Source organism: Halorientalis brevis, from assembly GCF_023077655.1.
The window spans coordinates 460,362-479,214 of sequence record NZ_JALLGV010000001.1; the positions used below are offsets into that span (position 1 = coordinate 460,362).

General features: G+C 63.3%; 18 protein-coding genes. 8 read left to right on the plus strand and 10 right to left on the minus strand.

The window, feature by feature from the left end; genetic code table 11:
* Nucleotides 1-11: 11 nt before the first annotated feature.
* Both sufB and MU553_RS02435 read right to left on the minus strand, forming a co-directional pair.
* Nucleotides 12-1,442, minus strand: a complete 1,431-nt coding sequence (gene sufB / locus MU553_RS02430) for a Fe-S cluster assembly protein SufB (protein WP_247374778.1) — start codon at nt 1,440-1,442, stop codon at nt 12-14.
* Nucleotides 1,443-1,499: 57 nt separating this feature from the next.
* Nucleotides 1,500-2,405 (minus strand): ABC transporter ATP-binding protein, encoded by a 906-nt coding sequence (locus MU553_RS02435; protein ID WP_247374780.1) that lies wholly within the window; start codon nt 2,403-2,405, stop codon nt 1,500-1,502.
* 202 nt (nt 2,406-2,607) lie between these two features.
* Here MU553_RS02435 and MU553_RS02440 point away from each other — a divergent pair, with 202 nt between their 5' ends.
* Nucleotides 2,608-4,350 (plus strand): histidine kinase N-terminal 7TM domain-containing protein, encoded by a 1,743-nt coding sequence (locus tag MU553_RS02440; protein WP_282594026.1) that lies wholly within the window; start codon nt 2,608-2,610, stop codon nt 4,348-4,350.
* Between the two features lie 20 nt (nt 4,351-4,370).
* Here MU553_RS02440 and MU553_RS02445 read toward each other — a convergent pair whose 3' ends face one another.
* A complete protein-coding gene (locus MU553_RS02445; RefSeq protein ID WP_247374795.1) occupies nt 4,371-7,082 on the minus strand; it encodes a DNA-directed DNA polymerase in 2,712 nt (903 codons plus the stop codon).
* A gap of 118 nt (nt 7,083-7,200) precedes the next feature.
* Here MU553_RS02445 and MU553_RS02450 point away from each other — a divergent pair, with 118 nt between their 5' ends.
* From MU553_RS02450 to MU553_RS02460, 3 genes are read left to right on the plus strand one after another with little or no spacing between them, the layout of a single operon-like run.
* Entirely contained in the window at nt 7,201-7,392 is a 192-nt protein-coding gene (locus tag MU553_RS02450) for a DUF7331 family protein (RefSeq protein ID WP_247374798.1), read from the plus strand.
* Nucleotides 7,393-7,439: 47 nt separating this feature from the next.
* Nucleotides 7,440-7,841: a DUF7322 domain-containing protein gene (locus MU553_RS02455; RefSeq protein ID WP_247374802.1), complete on the plus strand. Its 402-nt coding sequence runs from the start codon at nt 7,440-7,442 to the stop codon at nt 7,839-7,841.
* A 25-nt stretch (nt 7,842-7,866) separates the two neighbouring features.
* Nucleotides 7,867-8,289 carry a DUF7346 family protein gene (locus tag MU553_RS02460; protein WP_247374805.1) on the plus strand — a complete coding sequence of 141 codons (423 nt, stop codon included), beginning with the start codon at nt 7,867-7,869 and terminating at the stop codon, nt 8,287-8,289.
* Nucleotides 8,290-8,294: 5 nt separating this feature from the next.
* On the opposite strand, the gene rad50 is transcribed toward MU553_RS02460, so the two are convergent.
* Genes rad50 through MU553_RS02480 form a run of 4 tightly spaced genes read right to left on the minus strand, consistent with a single transcriptional unit; the run spans nt 8,295 to nt 12,939 of the window.
* A complete protein-coding gene (rad50, locus tag MU553_RS02465) occupies nt 8,295-10,973 on the minus strand; it encodes a DNA double-strand break repair ATPase Rad50 (RefSeq protein WP_247374808.1) in 2,679 nt (892 codons plus the stop codon).
* The gene (gene mre11, locus MU553_RS02470; RefSeq protein WP_247374811.1) at nt 10,970-12,247 is read right to left on the minus strand and encodes a DNA double-strand break repair protein Mre11; all 1,278 of its coding nucleotides are present in this window, start codon (nt 12,245-12,247) and stop codon (nt 10,970-10,972) included. Before mre11 ends, rad50 begins: the two co-directional genes overlap by 4 nt.
* The gene (locus MU553_RS02475) at nt 12,244-12,618 is read right to left on the minus strand and encodes a DUF7966 family protein (RefSeq protein ID WP_247374814.1); all 375 of its coding nucleotides are present in this window, start codon (nt 12,616-12,618) and stop codon (nt 12,244-12,246) included. Before MU553_RS02475 ends, mre11 begins: the two co-directional genes overlap by 4 nt.
* Nucleotides 12,619-12,666: 48 nt before the next feature.
* Complete coding sequence (locus MU553_RS02480) at nt 12,667-12,939, minus strand: MarR family transcriptional regulator (RefSeq protein ID WP_247374817.1); 273 nt, start codon at nt 12,937-12,939, stop codon at nt 12,667-12,669.
* A gap of 156 nt (nt 12,940-13,095) precedes the next feature.
* Between MU553_RS02480 and pan1 the strand changes: the two genes are divergently transcribed.
* The gene (gene pan1, locus MU553_RS02485; RefSeq protein WP_247374819.1) at nt 13,096-14,310 is read left to right on the plus strand and encodes a proteasome-activating nucleotidase Pan1; all 1,215 of its coding nucleotides are present in this window, start codon (nt 13,096-13,098) and stop codon (nt 14,308-14,310) included.
* Between the two features lie 81 nt (nt 14,311-14,391).
* Here the strand turns inward: pan1 and MU553_RS02490 are convergent, their stop codons facing one another.
* The gene (locus MU553_RS02490; RefSeq protein ID WP_247374822.1) at nt 14,392-14,529 is read right to left on the minus strand and encodes a hypothetical protein; all 138 of its coding nucleotides are present in this window, start codon (nt 14,527-14,529) and stop codon (nt 14,392-14,394) included.
* Between the two features lie 63 nt (nt 14,530-14,592).
* Nucleotides 14,593-14,790 (minus strand): DUF5800 family protein, encoded by a 198-nt coding sequence (locus MU553_RS02495; RefSeq protein WP_247374824.1) that lies wholly within the window; start codon nt 14,788-14,790, stop codon nt 14,593-14,595.
* 170 nt (nt 14,791-14,960) lie between these two features.
* Here MU553_RS02495 and MU553_RS02500 point away from each other — a divergent pair, with 170 nt between their 5' ends.
* The 3 genes from MU553_RS02500 (at nt 14,961) to MU553_RS02510 (ending at nt 18,314) form a co-directional block, all read left to right on the plus strand.
* Nucleotides 14,961-16,166 carry a polymer-forming cytoskeletal protein gene (locus tag MU553_RS02500; protein ID WP_247374845.1) on the plus strand — a complete coding sequence of 402 codons (1,206 nt, stop codon included), beginning with the start codon at nt 14,961-14,963 and terminating at the stop codon, nt 16,164-16,166.
* A 70-nt stretch (nt 16,167-16,236) separates the two neighbouring features.
* Nucleotides 16,237-17,418, plus strand: a complete 1,182-nt coding sequence (locus MU553_RS02505) for a redox-regulated ATPase YchF (RefSeq protein ID WP_247374848.1) — start codon at nt 16,237-16,239, stop codon at nt 17,416-17,418.
* 329 nt (nt 17,419-17,747) lie between these two features.
* Nucleotides 17,748-18,314: a DUF7344 domain-containing protein gene (locus MU553_RS02510; protein WP_247374850.1), complete on the plus strand. Its 567-nt coding sequence runs from the start codon at nt 17,748-17,750 to the stop codon at nt 18,312-18,314.
* 67 nt (nt 18,315-18,381) lie between these two features.
* Here the strand turns inward: MU553_RS02510 and MU553_RS02515 are convergent, their stop codons facing one another.
* Nucleotides 18,382-18,768, minus strand: coding sequence for a DUF8159 domain-containing protein (locus tag MU553_RS02515; protein WP_247374853.1), 387 nt, complete (start codon nt 18,766-18,768; stop codon nt 18,382-18,384).
* Nucleotides 18,769-18,853: the final 85 nt, after the last annotated feature.

Sequence of the window (18,853 nt, forward strand, 5' to 3'; positions counted from 1 at the left end):
TGTCCCGGGTATTACCCGAGGCTACCCTCCATTTCGAGTTCGATGAGGCGGTTGAGTTCGACCGCGTACTCGATGGGCAGTTCCTCCGTGATGGGCTCGATGAACCCGGCGACGATCATCTGCTTTGCGTCGTCGTCGTCCAGCCCGCGCGTCTCCAGGTAGAACACGTCCTCGTCGCCGATCTTCCCGACGGTCGCTTCGTGCGCGACGTCGACTTTGTTCTCCTGGATCTCCATGTACGGCATCGTGTCCGAGGTGGACTCGTTGTCGAACATCAGCGCGTCACACTCGACCGAGGTCGAGGAGTGTTCCGCACCGTTCGACATGTGGACGAGGCCGCGGTAGTTCGTGCGGCCGCCGTCCTTCGAGATGGACTTGGACTCGATGGTCGACTTCGTGTTGGGCGCGTTGTGGTAGACCTTCGCGCCGGTGTCGATGTTCTGGCCCTCGCCAGCGAACGCGATGGTGATGTGGTTGTCCGTCGCCCCGGGACCCTTCAGGATGGTCGCCGGGTACAGCATCGTGGCTTTCGAGCCCATGCTACCGGACACCCACTCCATCGTCCCGTCCTGCTCGACGATGGCGCGCTTGGTGTTGAGGTTGTAGGTGTTCTTCGACCAGTTCTGCACCGTCGAATACTGGACGTGGGCGTTCTCGCCGACGAAGACCTCGACACACCCGCTGTGGAGGTTGAACGCCGAGTACTTCGGGGCGGAACAGCCCTCGATGTAGTGCACTTCGGAGTTGTCCTCGGCGACGATGAGGGTGTGCTCGAACTGGCCCATCCCCTCCGAGTTCATGCGGAAGTACGCCTGGACGGGCATTTCGACCGTCGTGTCCTCGGGGACGTAGACGAACGAGCCACCGGACCAGACGGCGCCGTGCAGCGCGGCGAACTTGTTGTCGCTCGGCGGCACGCACTTCGTCATGAAGTACTCTTTGACGAGGTCGGGGTGCTCCTGGACGGCCTTGTCCATGTCCATGAAGATGACACCCTTCTCCTCCCACTGTTCCTGCATATTCTGGTAAACGATCTCGGACTCGTACTGGGCGCCGACCCCGGAAAGCGCGTTCTTCTCGGCTTCCGGGATGCCCAGTTTGTCGAACGTGTCCTGGATCTCCTCGGGGAGGTCCTCCCAGCTGTCCGCGCCGCCGCGCGTCTCGATGTCGGGGCGGATGTACGGGACGATTTCGTCGATGTCGACCTCGGACAGGTCGGGCTGGCCCGGCCAGTCCGTGGGCATCGGCATTTCCTGGTACTGCTGGAGCGCGCGCAGACGACGCTCGAGCATCCACTCGGGCTCGTCTTTGTCCTCGCTGATCAGCCGGATCGTCTCCTCGGTGAGGCCTTTGTCGGTTTTGAACGCCGACTTCTCCTCTTTCTTGAACGAGAACCGCTCTTCAGTGTCGGTCTCTTCGAGATGGTCTTGTTCCGAACTCATTGTTGTTGATGTTAGTTTATCTCTCTAGCCTTATGAGGCTGTGCTAGCGACCACTGGTTACGCAGCCTCGTAAACTTCCTCGCGGACCCAGTCGTAGCCCTTGTCTTCGAGCTTCTCGGCCAGCGATGCGTCATCGGACTTGACGACCTGTCCGTCCAGCATGATGTGGACGTGGTCGGGCTCGACGTAGTCGAGGATGCGCTGGTAGTGGGTGATCTGGAGGATGCCAGTGCCCTGCTCTTCGCGCAGCGCGTTGATCCCCTGCGAGACGTCCTGAAGCCGGTCGATGTCCAGCCCGGAGTCGATCTCGTCGAGCACCGCGATCGAGGGTTCGAGAATGGCCGCCTGCAGCACCTCGTTTTGCTTTTTCTCCCCGCCAGAGAATCCGGCGTTGAGGTAGCGCTGAGCGAAGCTCTCGTCCATGTCCAGCTGCTCCATCTTCTCCTGGAGGATCTGCTGGAACTCGGCGACACCGATCTCGCCCTCGTCAGCAGGGCCTTCCATCGGCGAGGTCTCGTAGCCGGCTTCCTCTTCCTCGTCTTCGTCGCCCTCGTCTTCCTCGAAGAGCTCTTCCCGCTCTTCAAGTTTGGCGTTCAGGGCCGTGCGCAGGAAGTTGACCATCGTGACGCCTTCGATCTCGGCGGGGTACTGGAAGCCCAGGAAGATACCGAGCGCCGCGCGCTCGTTAGGCTCCAGGTCGAGCAGCTCCCAGGTCTGCAGATCTTCTGGGATCTCCTCGCCGAACTCCTCGTCCTCGAGGTGGAGCGTGACCTCACCGTCAGTCACTTCGTACGCGGGATGGCCAGCGATGACCTTCGCCAGCGTCGACTTCCCACTGCCGTTGGGACCCATCAGCGCGTGGATCTCGCCGGAGTTGACCGTCAGGTCTACCCCGCGCAGGATCGTCTCACCGCCCTCCTCGGCAACTTCAGCGTGTAGGTTGGAAATTTCAAGGGTTGCCATAGTTTAGGGACACCTAAGTCGTGCTAACATCGGAACGAGTCGTTCATAATGCTTTCGCATTCGCCCGTATAGGTTTTTGGCATTGGAAAATTGATTTTCGTTAGCGGAAACCTCGCTCTGAGCGCGGCCGCTGGAAACAACGCGGACGAGGTGGATTCGACTAGAAGTTTATGTACTTCTATTGTAAACTTCTACTGAACGAATGGCGTGGCAGCAAACACCATATACGCTCCCTCTTCTCGTGGCAGCAATGGTCTCGGGGGGATTGCTCGTCTTCACCGCCAGGAGTCGGACCAATCGGGGAGCGGTGCCGCTACTCGGCGTCCTCGTCGCTGCTACCACGTGGTCAGTCGCTGACGCGGTTCGGTTGTCCAGTACGGACGTCACTGTCAAAGTGGTGATGAACGACATCCGTTTCATCGGGCCAGTGCTCGTCACTGTGTCGATATTCCTGTTCGCAGCGGAGTACACGAACCGCGAGGAGTGGCTCGCTCCCAGGCGCGTGCTCGCACTGTTTTTCGTTCACGCTGTGACGCTCGTCTTCGTCGTCACGAACCCGTGGCACCATTTGGTCCGACAGCACATCGAGGTCGACCAGAGTGTCAGCTACGTCCTGATGGACATCACCTGGGGACCGTGGTATTACATCCACGCGTCCTACTCGTATCTCCTCCTCGTCGCAGCGGCCATCATGCTCGTGATGAAACTGAGCCAGTCGACGGGCGTGCAGACGTACCGGGGACAGGCTCTGGCGATCCTGATCGCGACGCTCGTCCCCTGGGGAATGAACGCAGCGTTCATCGCCGGCCTCACGGAGGTGGATCTCACCTCCATCGGGTTCACCGTCACCGGGTCGATGTTCGTGGTCGCCGTCTTTCGCTATCAGATTCTTGATATTCTCCCGATCGCCCGGAGCACGGTCGTCGACAACATAGAAGAGGGTTACATCGTTCTGGACTCCAACGATAACGTCGTCGACGTCAACGAGAAAGCAGCGGAGATCCTCGGCACCGAGAGGGACCGTCTCATCGGCAGACCGATCAGGGCACTCGACGACGAGTACCAGGAGACCCTGGATCGGTTCAGTCACGAGCGGGAGACGCGCGATCAGGTCCGCATCGAACTCGACGGAGAGACGCGACACTACGACATCGACATCTCACCGGTGTACGACCAGCGCGACCGGGTCACCGGTCGCGTCGTCCTCATCAGGGACATCACCGAACAGGAGCGCCGACAGCGCCAACTCGAGCACCAGAAGGCACAGCTCGAACGCCAGACGGACCAGCTCGAACGACAGAACGAACGACTGGAGGACTTCGCCAGCATCGTCTCCCACGATCTCAGGAACCCAATCAACGTCGTCAGCGGCCGCCTCGAACTCGCTCGGCAGTCGCCCGACGAAGAGCACTTCGACGAGATGGAAGCCGGACTGAAGCGGATGGAGTCAATCATCGACGACATGCTGATGATGGCGCGCCAGGGCCAGGCCGTCAGCAAGACGGAACTGGTGTCGGTCCCGGCGATCGCAGAAGACGCCTGGAGCAACGTCGACACGAAGGCCGCGACGCTCGACGTCGAGACCACCCGCGAAGTGCAGGCCGATCGGGGCCGTCTGCTCCAGATCTTCGAGAACCTCTTTCGAAACGCGATCGATCACGGACGCGAGGACGTCTCGATTCGCGTCGGCGACGTCGAGGACGGCTTTTTCGTCGCGGACGACGGCCCGGGCATCCCGGAAGCCGAGCGCGACAGCGTCCTCGACAAAGGGTACACCACCGCAGATGACGGCACGGGATTCGGGCTCTCGATCGTCCAGACGGCAGTCCAGTCCCACGGCTGGGACGTCGAGATCACTGACAGTGAAAGCGGTGGGGCTCGCTTCGAGATCAGCGGCGTCGGGGGCGCCGTCATCACGAACAGCGATCCGATCAGTCAGGACTGACCAGTATTCGACCGCTCGCGCTACATGAAGCTGCCGAGCCCGGTCTGTTCCTGCCCGCTCTTGACTTCGTCCCAGGAGACGTCGAGCGCTTCCAGAATCCGTTCGATGGGGCCTTTCAGCGTCTTTTCGAGCATCTTGTCCCAGTCGACCTCGAACTCCTCGGGGACCTGGTCGGCGTACTCGAAGCAGATAACGTCCTGTTCCCGTTTGAACTCACCGTACAGCGGATCTTCCGAGGGGTCCAGATCCAGTTCGTCCTCGACGCGCTGGAAGAAGTCGTCGTGAACCCGCTTCAGGTACAGACGCTTGGGTTTCGACCCCCGCGCGAAGTTCGTTCCGAGGAGGAGGTTCGCGTACTTCGCGCCGCGCACCTGCGCCGTGTCGGTGTCGTAGTTGTCCAGTTTCTTCCCGATACCGCCGGGGATGCCGACGTCCTCGGGGTCGACGTTGCCGTCCTGGAAGTCCGCGATGACGTCGTGAACGTACGATTTGACGTTCTCGGTGTCCTCGCCTTTCACGATGCGGTCGATGACCTCCTTCTGGACGCGCTTGGTGATCGGGGCGATGTCCGAGCGCTGGTACTCGAACCCCGTGATGTCGATGTCGTCGACGTCTTTCCCTTCCTTCCAGACGATGTGGCCCGCGTAGCGTTTCTTCTTGCCGGCCTGGAAGAAGCGCCGGTAGAGCTTCTCGAACTCGATCTGGAAGCGATGCTCGTCGGCGTTCAACTCCTCGGCCGCGAACTCGTCGTACGCGGCGTTGATCGACTCTTCGAGTTCGAACGACTGCTCGATCGCCTCGTCTTTGGAGACGTCGCCGCCGAGTTCGATCATCACGCTGTCTGTGTCGCCGTAGACGACCGATTTGTCCAAGCGGTCGGTGACCGCTTCCGTAAACGAGATTACCTCGCGACCGGTCGCAGTGACGGCAGCTCCCATCTCCTTGTCGTAGAGACGGAAGCGATCCCATCCAAGAACTCCGTACAACGAATTCATAATCACCTTGACAGCTGCCTGTTGGCGGTCGAACCGCTCGTAGTCCGGACTGTCGGGGTCGAACTCGTTGCGCTGGGATTTCTTCTCTTCGCGTTCTGTCAGGAGTTCGTCGACCATCTCTCGGATGACGCCGTCCGGTTCCTTCCGGAAGTGCTGGCCGTTCGGTGCCTTGAACGTCTCCCCGTCGAAGGCGTCGGGATCGACCTTCGTCTCTGGGCTCGCGTTGACGGTCACCATACACATCGGATACAGCGACTTCAGGTCCAGCACGGTGACGTTCTCGCGCACGCCCGTGATCGGGTCGAAGACGGCGCCGCCCTCGTAGTCCTCGGCGTCGTGTTGGCCCTTCGAGGGGAGCGCGAAGTTGCCGTGGAGTTTGTGCAGGACGTACATGTCGACGGCGTCGCCGGGCGTCGTCGCGTCTTCGAGCTTGCAGCCGACGAAGGAGGCGACTTCCTGCCAGAACGGGATGATGTTCTGTTGCTCGTTGAGTTCGACGCACAGCTCGACGTCCCGGAGGTTGTACTCCAGCAGGCGTTCGGGGTCGTCCTCCCAGAGGTCGCCGATGTCGCCGGGGTACCGTTCTTTCCCGACGCCGAGTTCCTGTTCGCCCACCGCGTCGAGGCGGTAGGAGTCGAGTTCGGTGAACTTCGTGCGCTGGTAGGCATAGAGGAGGTCGAAGACGACCCGACCCTTGATGTTCGGGCCTTGCCAGTTGTTGCGCCAGACCTCGTCGACGCGGGAGAGGCGCTCGATCGAAAGGTCGTACTCGTGGTGTGGCCCCTGACACTCTTCGAGGCGGTCGAGGAAGTACGGCGCGTCGAAGTCGTCGAAGTTCCAGCCCGTCAGAATGTCGGGGTCGGTCTCCTCGAGATAGGTGAGGAAGGCGTCGAGCATCCGCTCTTCTTCCTCGAAGACGCGCACGTCGGCGTCGAAGTCGCCCTCGATCGGGTCGTAGTTTCCGAGCGTGTCCGGCGGCGTGGCTCCCATGTCGGCGTCGTACAGCCAGACGACGTACTCGTCGTCGTAGGAGTCGTGGGAGGTGAGACAGACGATGGGTTCCTCGCCCTCTTCGGGGAAGCCGTGGCGGTCGTCGACCTCGATGTCGAAGGTGTTGACGCGGGGAGCGGCGTTCGCGTCGACCGCTTCGACTTCCTCGTGGGGCACGCGAATCGGCCCGTCGTCACCGTCACGGCGCTCGGGAACGCGGATGCCGCTGGTGACGTCCTTGTCGATGAGGAGACGATTGGGAAAGAGAATGTCCGCTTCGTAGTGATCGAACTCGTCGCGCATCTGGCCGACGTCGCGGGGCGTCTGGCCGAAGATTTTGGTCAGGCGCTCGCCCCGAATGGACTCGTAGGGCTCGCCGTTCTCGTCGGTCTCTTCGTAGCCCGTGATGCGGTCGCGGTTCAGGTCGCGGTCGGTCAGCGAGTCTGTCGGGGCGTAGAAGTACGGCTTGAACTCGTAGACTTCGACGTGGACGGGCTCGTTGTCCTCGGGCGTCCGTCCGAACACGTGGATGACGGGGAACTCGTCGTCGCCGTGGCCTTCGATCGTGTAGTCGACCTGGGTCACGGCGAGCGTGACCTGGGTGTCCGCGTCGGGGTAGCGCACGTCGTCCAGGTCGACGATGTCGAACGAGCCGCCGCCGTTCCCGGCGACGGCCGCGGCTTCGGCCTGGACGTCTCGTTCGGTGTCCCCGCCATCACCGAAGTCCCCGAATTCCGTTTGCTCCATTGCTGTGGCTCCGTTGGAGACCCCCACCTAAAATCCCGACGGTCCCCTCTCCGTGTTGAGACGTGACTCGCCCACAAGGTATATGACATGGCACATCTTACCACAGTCTGAAGACGCTATGACGGACCGCGCCAACGGTAGTCGGACTAAGTTGGACAGCGCGGCAGAATCACGGGACCCCGACGTTCCCGCCGCAGTCGAGACCATCGAAGCGTACGAAACCGACGACGGCGTCGTCCTCTACGACGCCGAGAACCCGCTCGCGTGGGTCCAGGCGACTGACGCGGTCCCCCTCACCGACGCAGTCTGAACCGCGGCACGCAACCTTTTTTCGCAGCCTTCTCGAACGGAGGTGTAGTGACCGGCTCGGACGACGAACGGCGGCAGCCCGAATCCGACGATGCCAGTGGATTCGTCGATCCAGGCAAAGCCGCCGAGCCAGACGACCCCGGCAAAGCCGCCGAACCCGACGAGCAGGACTTCGTCAAAGACCTCGGGCCGGACGTCCCCGAAGTCGACGTCCCGGAGCCGCCGGAGCTCTCGGAGACCGACGTTCCGGACGACCTCGCCAGGTCGTTCTGGAAGCTCGTCATGGTCTTCAACCTCGCTCTGTTCGCCGCGTCGCTCGGCCCGATGCTGATCTACTTCCGCGGCGAGTGGACCAACGGCACCGCGGTGTTCGCGCTCGGCGTCGGCGCGTTCGTCTACGGCTACCGCCGGTACAAGCGCGTCACGAGCGACGACGACCACAACGGCTAACCACGCCTGACCGCTAGCTCGGCGTATGCGTAGCGTCCGCGACGAATCGGGCACCCTGTATCTCTTGCTCAAACAGTCCGGGGAGTCCAGCCGCGTCCGACATCCCGAAACCGGCGAGGAGCGCTACATCGCCAACGACGAACTGGAACCCGTCGACGGCGAGTCGCCCCTCGCGACTGCGGCCCGCGCCGTCCCCGACGCCGCCCGGACCGTTCTCACCGCCGTCCGCGACGATCGATCGCTGGGGTTGCTCCTCGACCTCGACGCCCGCGGCCCCACGCCCGTCAGAACGCTGCTCTCGGCGTACGACCTCTGTGAGAGCGACCTCCACGGAATGCTCGCCGAATTTCGGGCCGCCGGCCTCGTCGAAGAAACGCGCGTCGCCGGCGAGCGCGGCTACGAGACCACCGAAACCGCAGCAGACGGGCTAGACCACCTCCGAACCTGAGCCGCTCAGTCCGAGGGGAGCACGACCGCGTCTAGATCCGCGGCCCCGCGCTCGACTGTCGACCGGTTCGTCGTCGCGTCCTTCGTGACCAGCACGAGATCGTCTGCTGCGCCGACGAGTTCCTCGTCGTGACTGACGACCACGATCTGCTCGACGCCGAGTTCCCGCATCGCCTCGACCAGTTCGACCAGTTGCGAGACGTGACCGGAGTCCAGGAACACCGTCGGCTCGTCGAGAATGAGCGGGGGCATCGGCGCAGACCCCTCGATGCCCTCCGCCAGCAACCGATAAATCGCACACCGGAGGCTGAGGTTGAACAGCGCGCGCTCACCGCCCGAGAGCTGCTCGGGGTCGAGCGCTTCGCCGTCTTTCTGGTACACCGTCAGTTCGTACTCCCCGTCGAGTTCGATCCGCGAGTACGAGTCGTTCTGGTACACCAGGTCGAAGGTCTCGTTCAACATTCGTTCGAGGCTCTCGACGTTGCGCTGGCGCAGCTCCGCCCGCAACGTCCCGTACATCTCCTGGAGCTGTTCGGCTTCCTCGTACAGCGAGTCCAGGCGCTCGACGGTCGCCGACAACGATTCGCGGCGGTCTCGCAGACTCTCCAGGTCCTCGATCTCCTGTTGCACGCCGCCGATCTGTCCCGTCACCTCGTCGCGTTCCTCGCGGAGTTCGTCGAGTTTCGGGTCGACCTTCTCGATGTACTGCGTCGCCCGCTCGTTCTCCTGGCGCGCCTGTTCGATCGCCGACTCGTCGAACTCGGCTTCCAGGTCGGCCTTCCGCTCGCGCTTGTCGGCCAGTCGGTCCCGCCGCTCGTCGTTCAGCTCCGCCTTGTTCGAGCGCTTCTCCCGTAATCGTTCGAGTTCGTCCTCGAGATCGGCGATCCGGTCGACGGCGTCCCGCAGTCGTTCGAGTTGCTCGATCTGCTCGCGGAGGTCACCGCGCTCGCTGTTGCACTCGGCGATTTTCTCGCGCTCTTCGTCCGCCTCGTCGGCCGCGTCCGCCGCTTCGTCACGCTTCGACTCGGCGTCGGACTCCAGTTCGTCGGCCTCCTCGCGGAGTTCCGTCACCTGGGTCGTCTTCTCCTCGACGCTGCCTTCCTGTTCGGCGACGAGTTGTTCGACGTTCTCCAGGTTGTTCCGCAGCTGCGCGAGGTCGTTCTGCACGTCCACCAGTTCGTCCGCTCGTTCCAGCCGTTCCTCCAACTGCTCTCGCTCGGCCCGAACCGTGACGAGGTCGTCCTGGATCTCGGCCACGCGGTCGCGATGCTCGTCGATGGACTCGACGTGGGGCGACCCGTCGACGGACTGCCCGCACTCCGGGCACTTCCCGGCGTCGAGCAGCTCCTCGGCCTCGTCGAGTTTCGCCTGTGCGCTCTCCAGTTTCGCTTCCAGTTCCGTCTCGCGCTCGCGCGCTTCGTTCAGGTCGTCGGCGACCGCGTCCCAGTGGTCGTTCGCCTCGCCGATCGCGATCGGTGCGTCCTCGAAGACTGCTTCTTTGTCCTCGATGCGCTCCGAGAGCGTCTCGATCTTCTCGCGGCGGTCGGCCAGCTTCTCGCGCGTCTCGGCCAGGTTCGCTTCGAGGTTCGCCGCTTTCTCTCGTTTCTCCGTGGCCCGCTGTTCGAGGTCGTCGGCCGTCGCGCGGAGCGAGTCGGCTTCGCTCGAGTGTTTCTGGACCGCCAGCTGATACTCCTCGATGTCGCTCCGGAGTTCGTCGTCCCGTTCGCGAAGCGAGTCGAGGCGGTCGGCCACGGCCTCCTCGGTCGCCGTCTCCAGGTCGGTGTCGGCGAGCAGGTCGTCACGGCGCTCGCGAGACTCGTCGAGCTGTGATTTCAGCTCGCTGATGCGCTCACCGACCTGTTCGCGCTCCTGTTCGGTCTCCTGGATGTCGGCGGTCAGCGACTCGATCTCCTCGGTCAGCTCGGCCAGTCGTTCGCGTTTCTCGTCGTACTCCTCGATGATCGACTGCGCTTCGTCGCGGGTTTCGACTGCGCTCTCCCGGTTCGTTTCATACCGCTCGATGTCGCTGTCGATCTCGTTGAGCCGCGACTGGAGGGAGTTCAGTCGCTCGTGGAGGTCTTTGTCCTCCTTGCGTTCGATCTGGCTCGCCACGTCCGTCAGCAGTTCCTGCTTTGCGTCCCGGACGTGCTTGACGCCCAGTCGGGCGTTGCTTGCGCGTTCGCGGTAGTCTTCCAGTTTCCCGAGTTGCAGGAGGTCGTCGATCATGTCCTGGCGCTCGGTCGGCGTGGCGTTGATGAGCTTGTTCACCTCGCCCTGGCGAACGTACGCGCAGTTGACGAACGCCTCGGCGTCCATCCGGAGTAGCTCCGTGACGTGCTCGCGGACGTCGCGGGCACCCTCGAAGACCCCGTCCGGCGTCTCCAGGACGCATTTCGCGGTGCTCGCCCGGTCGTCCGTCACCCGGACGCGCCGTTCCAGGTGGTAGGACTGCCCGCCGTGGGTGAACCAGAGTTCGACCGTGGCGTCGTCGGCACCGATCGTCACGACCTCGTCCAGTTTCTTCTCCAGCGCGCGGGCGCCGTACAGCGCGAAAAAGCACGCCTCCAGCAGCGACGACTTCCCGCTGCCGTTCAGCCCGTGGATGACCGTCACACCGGTGTCCAGCCGCAGGTCCGCGTCCGCGTAACACTTGAAGTTCTCCAGCCTGACGCGCTCGAACTTCATCGCTCGTAGTCCTCCATCGTCAACTGCCCGTCGGTGCTCTCGCCGTCGTTCCCGCCCGACGCCCCGTCGGGCTCGCTCCCGTCTGCAGTCGCCGCACCGCCGTCGGCCGTCGCTTCCTCGTCGGCGCCGGCGGGATCGCCTGCTTGGGACTCGTCGGTCTCGGCCGGCTGGAAGGCGCTCGCTTCGTCGTCTTCGACGAGGTCGCGGACCCGCCGTTCCACTTCCTCGGTGACGTTCGAGTCCGCGACCTTGCTGGCGCGGACCGTCTCGTCGATGTCCCGTGCGGCCCGACTCAGCCCGAGGTCTCTGATCCGTTCGCGGACGGCGTCGTCCGGGTCGGCGAAGCTGACGTCGACATCGGCCGTGTCGGCCACCTCGCGGTGGTCCGTGACACGAGCGACGAGAGCGCCTTCCTCGTCGGCGTACTCCTCGATCTGAGCCGGCGTCACGGGGTCGCCGTCGCCCTCGACGTTGACGACGACCACGGCGTCTTCGAGGTCGTGTTGCCCGACGCGCTCGCAGACGCGTTCGACCCCTTCTCCCTCGCCGAGTTCGACGTCGACGAACACGAAGTCGCGGGTGGGGATTCCGCGGCGTCGGATGGACACCTCGTCGTCGAAGGTCACGATGTTGTAGCCGCGGTCCTCGCGCTCGTCCGCACTCGCGCGCTCGGTGGACCCGCAGTAAGTGACCCACGTCCCTTCCAGCTCTGCTTTCTGCGGTTTGTGGTTGTCGCCGAGCAGCAGCGCGTCGAAGTCGACGTTCGACTCGCTCAGGACGGTCTCGGTGTCCCAGTCGGCGTAGTCGAACGGTTCGAACAGGCCGTGGGCCACGAGCGCCGCGTGGTCGGCGTCGTGGGGCTCGAAGTCGTAGGCCAGGTCCTCGCGCTGGGAGCGGGCGACGAAGTCCAGGCCGTAGAAAGCGGTGTTCCCGACGGTGACGGGGTCGGCACCGAGGCGCGTCGCCAGGCCGAGCGACTCGAACAGGTCCAGCCACTGAGCGTCGCGTTTCGTCTCGTGGTTGCCGACGATCGCCAGGAAGGGCACGTCGGCGGCGGCGAGATCGCGCAGAACGGAGAGCGTGCCGAGAATGTCTGGGAGGTCCGGACGGCGGTCGTGAAAGAGGTCGCCCGCGTGGACCAGGGCGTCCACGTCGTCGTCGATCGCGTCGTTGGCGACCTGGCGGAAGGCATCGAGAAAATCCGCTCGGCGTTCCGGCCGGTGATACTGCCGGTAGCCGAGATGTGTGTCTCCCGTATGAATCACCCGTGTCATTTTCCTGCCCCTTCGTCGCCACCCCCTAAATGGGTTCCGCGACCGGAGTGAAAGTGGTCGCGGTCCGGTACTTCCGCGGCCGCCCGAACTCGCTGAAACGTCGACAGCGCCTCGCGGCCGCGGCGGGCCCCAGCGTGGTCGCCGGCAGCCTCCGCGGCGTCGATCGCCGCGGCGAGTCGCTGGAGTCCGTCTGCTTCGACGAACGCTGCCGCTGTGGACAGTTCCTGGACGGCGGCACTCGCCTGGTCGATCACGGCTCGGTAGTTCCCCGTCGGATCAGCAATCAGGCGTGGCGCCGTTCCGCTGGTAGCGCCGGTCGAGCGGGCCGCGAGACGGGCGAGCGCCCGTTTGACGGATTCGTGGTCGGGCACACGGTGCAGTGGTTCCGTGTTCGCACTTGAACGTTCGGCTCGAACGGATCAGGCCGCGTCCTCGATGCTGAGCGTGTAGATACGTTTCCGTGCGTCCGAAAAGGAGAATCGAGAGTCGACGACGCCGACTTCTTCCAGTCGGTTGAGGGCGTACCGGACGGTCCGCGGCGGCAACAGCGTCTCCTCGGCCAGTTGGCTCTGGGTCAGCGTGTCGTTGTACTCCAGGGTTTTGGCGACCAGTTTCGCACTCGGCGGCAGTTCTCTCACTGCCTCCCAACTCCCAGCGTCGGCGTCCGCTTGGGTTGACTCTGAGGCGCTCATCGTACCACCGAGTTTCACATACAGCTTAATAATATTTCTTATTCGTATTTATTACCGTAGCTCATCGCACATCGGGCAAATCGCAAGCAAACGTTCGTAGTTCACGGCCTGTGTCTACCCGAAGCCTCTTATTACTACATCCACTACGAAGGGTCAATGACTGACACTGTTGACGACGTCGATTTGCCGTACGATGAAGACGCGTCACAGCAGGAGAAGATCAGCGCCCTCCAGGAGCGGCTCGAGGTGCTCGAGTCTCAAAACGAGGAGATGCGGGACAAGCTGCTCGATGCGAACGCCGAGAACAACAAGTACCAGCAGAAGCTCGAACGGCTGACCCACGAGAACAAGAAGCTCAAGCAGTCGCCGCTGTTCGTCGCCACGGTGCAGGAGTTGACCGACGAAGGCGTCATCATCAAACAGCACGGCAACAACCAGGAGGCCCTGACGGAGGTCACCGACGAGATGCGGGAGGACCTGGAACCCGACAGCCGGGTCGCTGTCAACAACTCTCTCTCTATCGTCAAATCTCTCGACGACGAAACCGACGTTCGCGCTCGCGTCATGCAGGTCGACAAGAGTCCGGACGTGGGCTACGAGGACATCGGCGGCATCGAAGACCAGATGGACGAGGTCCGCGAGACCGTCGAGATGCCCCTGAAGAACCCCGAGATGTTCGAGGACGTCGGCATCGACCCGCCGAGCGGCGTTCTGCTCCACGGCCCGCCGGGTACCGGGAAGACGATGCTCGCGAAAGCCGTCGCGAACCAGACCGACGCCACCTTCATCAAGATGGCCGGCTCGGAACTGGTCCACAAGTTCATCGGCGAGGGTGCAAAGCTCGTTCGAGACCTCTTCGAGCTCGCACGCCAGCACGAGCCAGCCGTCATCTTCATCGACGAGATCGACGCCATCGCGGCCAAGCGCACCGAGTCCAAGACGAGCGGGGATGCAGAGGTCCAGCGGACGATGATGCAACTGCTCTCGGAGATGGACGGCTTCGAGGACCGCGGCGAGATCCGCATCATCGCCGCCACCAACCGCTTCGACATGCTCGACCGCGCCATCCTCCGCCCCGGTCGGTTCGACCGCCTCATCGAGGTGCCGAAACCCGACCGTGACGGCCGGGAGCAGATCTTCAAGATCCACACCCGCAACATGAACGTCTCTGACGACGTGGACTGGGCAGAACTCGCGGACGTGGCCGAGGAAGCCTCCGGCGCCGACGTGAAAGCGATCTGCACCGAGGCCGGGATGTTCGCCATCCGCGACGACCGGACGGAGGTCCGCATGGAGGACTTCGAGAACGCCTGGGAGAAGATCCAGGCCGAAGAGGAAGAGGACGAAGACGTCTCGAAGACGTTCGCGTAGTCGTCACTCACGGGCACTGATTTTTGCGAGCCGGAGTCCAATCGTTTCTGCGACCGCTTCAGCAGCGAAATCTGCTCCGACCTACAGGAAGGAAAACAGCACGAACGGGACGACGAACAGCAGCACGGTCATCACGGCGAGAATAGCCAGGTAGCCCAGGACAGTCCCACCGGCAGTGAACCAGGACGGGTGATCGAACTTCTCGGAAAGCGTAGTCATACCTGTGTGATACGTACGCCGGCAGTTAGTAGTATCGACTTCCGGGCAGTTGACATGGAACGATCAGTCCAGAATCTCGGCGATCCGCCGTGGCTCACCGGACAGTGCGGGGTCTTCTTCGACGATCTTCAGGACCTCGTGATCCGTCACGTCGGGATAGGACTTCCCGATCGCGTCCTCAATGAGCGCCTTTTCGAGACGGAACTCTGTACCCTGGTAGACGACGTCGACCCCCTGCTCGTCGAAAGAAAGGACCGTCATGCACCAGGGTACGCCCCACCCAGGTAAAAAACTGCGCGATACGCACGATGGCGTGCACGCCGGGACGACCGACAGTCGCATATGTGTGACATGGCAGAAATCGTATATGCGTCAGACATTCGTCAGACGGCGGCAGGAGGTTTAATACGGCCGACTGTGCACATACGGGTGTGCCGCTGCGCTCGGACCCGTTAGACGAACTGTCAATTCCGGACGGGACGACCGTCGAGGAGCACGACCTCGTGACGGACGGGGACGTGATCGTCGGCGGACAGAGTACCGTCGGATTCGGCGTCCGTGGGCACCACGTCATTGCCGGTGAACGCGTTCGCTTCGGTGGCGACATCGAAGCCGAGGGCGACTGCCGGCTGGACATGTGGAGTGACGTCGACGGTAACGTGCTCGCCGGACGGAACGCGTACATCGGCGAGCGAGTGCACGTCGACGGCCAGTTGATGGTCTCGGGCGACCTCGACATCGGCGACGACGTCGACATCGAGGAGGGGTTCGAGGCCAACGGGTGGATCGTTATCCGAAACCCGATGCCGACCATCGTCTTCCTCTTCGTGTATCTCTCGCAGCTCCTGCGCATCGGTGAGGAGGAAGCCGCCGAAGACCTCATGTCCGACTTAGTCGACGACGAGCGGGACCACGACCCGATTCTGGTTCCACGGAACGCCAGCGTGAGCGACGACGCCTGGCGGGTTTCGACACCGGCGACGATCGGAGACGATTGCCGGCTCCACGGCAACATTCGAGCCCAAGAGCTCACCGTGGGAGCCGACAACAACGTCTTCGGCAGTCTCCGGGCCCGCGAGGACATCGAAATCGGACATGGGACCGAAATTCACGGCGACGTGACCACCCGGAACGGGACTGTTGGCGTCGGCCCGGACGTTCACGTCTGGGGCGACATCTCCGCAACGGACGTGGTACTCCACGAGGACGCCGTCGTCGACGGGTCGATTCGAGCGCGCGGCGAGATGACCCTGGTCCGTGACGACGACCAGCCGGACGATGCGACCAGCAGCACGGACGACGAGTCGGAACGCGAGACCGCAGACACTGAGGAGAGCGACGTCGACGAGAGTGTCGAGACTGACGAGCACGACGCCGACGAGGACGTTGCCGACGAGCCGGAGGAACGAGACGAGACGACGGACGCCGAGGAGTCGAACGACGAGGAGTCGCCAGACGCAGCCCAGTCGGACGACGAGGAGACGACGACAGACGAGCAGCCGACCGCAGCAGCGTCGGAGCAGGACACCGTCGCGAAAGGGACTGAGCGTGTGACTGCAGACGGGACTGACCCCGACAGCTATCGCGAGAACGGCCACAGAGACCCCATGGAGCGGGGTTCGACGAGCCCTCGGTAGCGCGAGGACGCCGGCCGCTCGCGTCGCGAAGACCGAAAGCCCCTTCCTTTTCTCCCGGGTACCTCCGGGCATGCTTTCGGTCGCACTTGCCGGGAAGCCGAACGCCGGCAAGTCTACGTTCTACAAGGCCGCCACCATGGCCGAGGTCGACGTGGGGAACTACCCCTTCACCACCATCGACGCCAACCGCGGCGTCAGCCACGTCCGCACCGAGTGCCCCTGTCTCGAACGGGACGAACGCTGCGGCGACGAGCACTGCCACGACGGCAAGCGCTACGTCCCCATCGAACTGCTGGACGTCGCCGGACTCGTTCCCGGTGCCCACGAGGGACGCGGCCTCGGCAACCAGTTCCTCGACGAGCTCTCGAACGCCGACGTGATCCTCAACGTGGTCGACGCCTCCGGCGGGACCAACGAGGAGGGCGAACCCGTCGAAGTGGGCGAACACGACCCCGTGGAAGACGTGGACTTCATCGAGGAAGAGATGGACCTCTGGCTGGCCAGCATCGTCGACCGCAACTGGGAGTCGGTCGAGCGCCAGTCCCGCTCGCCGGACTTCGACATCGACGAGGCGCTCGCCGAGATGCTGACCGGCATCGGCGCGACGGAGCTGGACATCGCACGGACGCTGCGTGACCTCGATTACCCCGCAGACCCCCGCGAGTGGACCGACGACCATCGCGAGGAACTGGCCCGGGACATCCGCGAACGGACCAAACCGATCGTCGTCGTCGCAAACAAGGCGGACATCGCTCCCGAGGGGAACGTCGAGCGCCTCGAAGAGGCCGCCGAGTACGTCGTCCCCGCGACGGCCGACGGCGAACTCGCCCTGCGCAAGGGTGCCGAGGCCGGCATCATCGATTACGATCCGGGCGATCCGGACTTCGACATCGTCGGCGACATAAGCGGCGAACAGGAGCAGGGTCTCGAACGCATCCGCGACGTGATGGACGAGGGGAGCGGCACGGGGATCCAGGAGGCGCTGAACACCGCCGTCTACGACCTGCTCGACCACTTCACCGCCTACCCGGTCCAGAACGAGAGCAAGTGGACCGACGCCAAGGGAAACGTGTTACCCGACGCCTTCCTCCTACCCCAGGGGTCGACGCCGACGGACCTGGCGTACGCCGTCCACTCCGACATCGGCGACGGCTACCTGCACGCCGTCGATGCGAAAGACGGCCGGAAGATCGCCGACGACACCGAACTCGACGAGGGCGACGTGGTGAAGATCGTGAGCTCGGCGAAGTGATCGGCACGGGAAACGCGTCGCTGTCGGAGCCGTGCACGGAGCGCTCCTGCGAAGCAGTATGCACGACGGCCGACAAGATTGGGATCGGCGTCGATGAGTTCGGCGCTGGACGGACGTCCGCCGCGGCTCGTTAAATTGACAGTACGTGGACGGAGCATCCATTAGTTACAGGTATTGCATTATCAGCCGACACCTATACGATTCGTAGTCGATTTCATCCTCACTGCAATCGTGTGGGGGAGCCGCATAACAAAGGCCAGAACTGGCAACCATTCCCAGTAGGTCGGGGGTACACAGAAATCGTGCACTCGGCAAGTCAGGAGCCAACAGTGGTCGACGGTGAGGAGCGGTCGGTGTTGAGAGCTGACGACGTGTTCGAGGTTCTCGGAAACCAGCGGCGACGATACGTCTTCCATCATCTGAAACGCCACGCCGGTCGAGACGTGTATCTCGAAGAACTAACCGACAGAGTCGCAGCCTGGGAAAGTGGTGAACCAGTCAACAACATCAGTCAACGCAAGCACAACAGCGTCAGAACGGCACTCAGACAGAGTCACCTCCCGATGATGGACGATCGGGGAGTCGTCGAGTACGATCGCGATCAGCAGACGGTCTCGCTCGCACCCGCCGCCGCGAATCTCGACGTGTATCTCGACGTGGTCGGTCGGGGCGACATCCCCTGGAGTCTCTACTATCTCGGCCTGACGATCGTCTGTGGGCTGTTAGTAGTCGCCGCCTTCGTCGGTCTCCCGCCGTTCGCGGCGGTCGGCGAGATCGGTATTACGGGACTCTTCGTCGCCATCGTCGGCGCGTCCGCGCTCGTCCAGCGCTACGTCGGGTACACCGAGATGCGACTCGGTGCGGACCACGAACCGCCGGACCTCATTCGACAGTGACCGGCTACGGACGCGATCAGCGACGACGGGGCACGCCAGCAGGGACCAGCGTCTCTCACCCAGCGAGTCAGGCCTCGGCGAATTCGACTTTGCCGGCCATCCGCTGCTGCCGCGTCGCGAGCGTGTCGAGCACGCGCTGGAAGTAGTCCTCTCGGTCGACGTCCCCGAGGACGCAGGCACGTGCCCAATCGGCGTCGATGCAGTAGGAGGCGACTGGAACCGACGCGTCCTCTTCGTACAGTTCGACCGTGAGTTCTGTGCGGCCGGAGCCATCGCGAACGGCGAGCAGATAGGCTGCCGCAACCGCTGCCACCTGCTCCGTAATGGCGTCCGGGTCGTCCGTGTCTGACACGCGATAGCTCAACGACATCGCGTCGTCAGCGACGACGAGCGATTCGAACGTCGCGTCGGTTGTTTTCAGTGACCGCGAAACGACTGTTTGGAACGTTGGCATGTGGTTCCTTCCCGTGGACGTGTTATCGGTACTCTCCCGGGAGAGGGTGGTGCCGGGTATACCTGTCCATTTATAGCAATCTTGA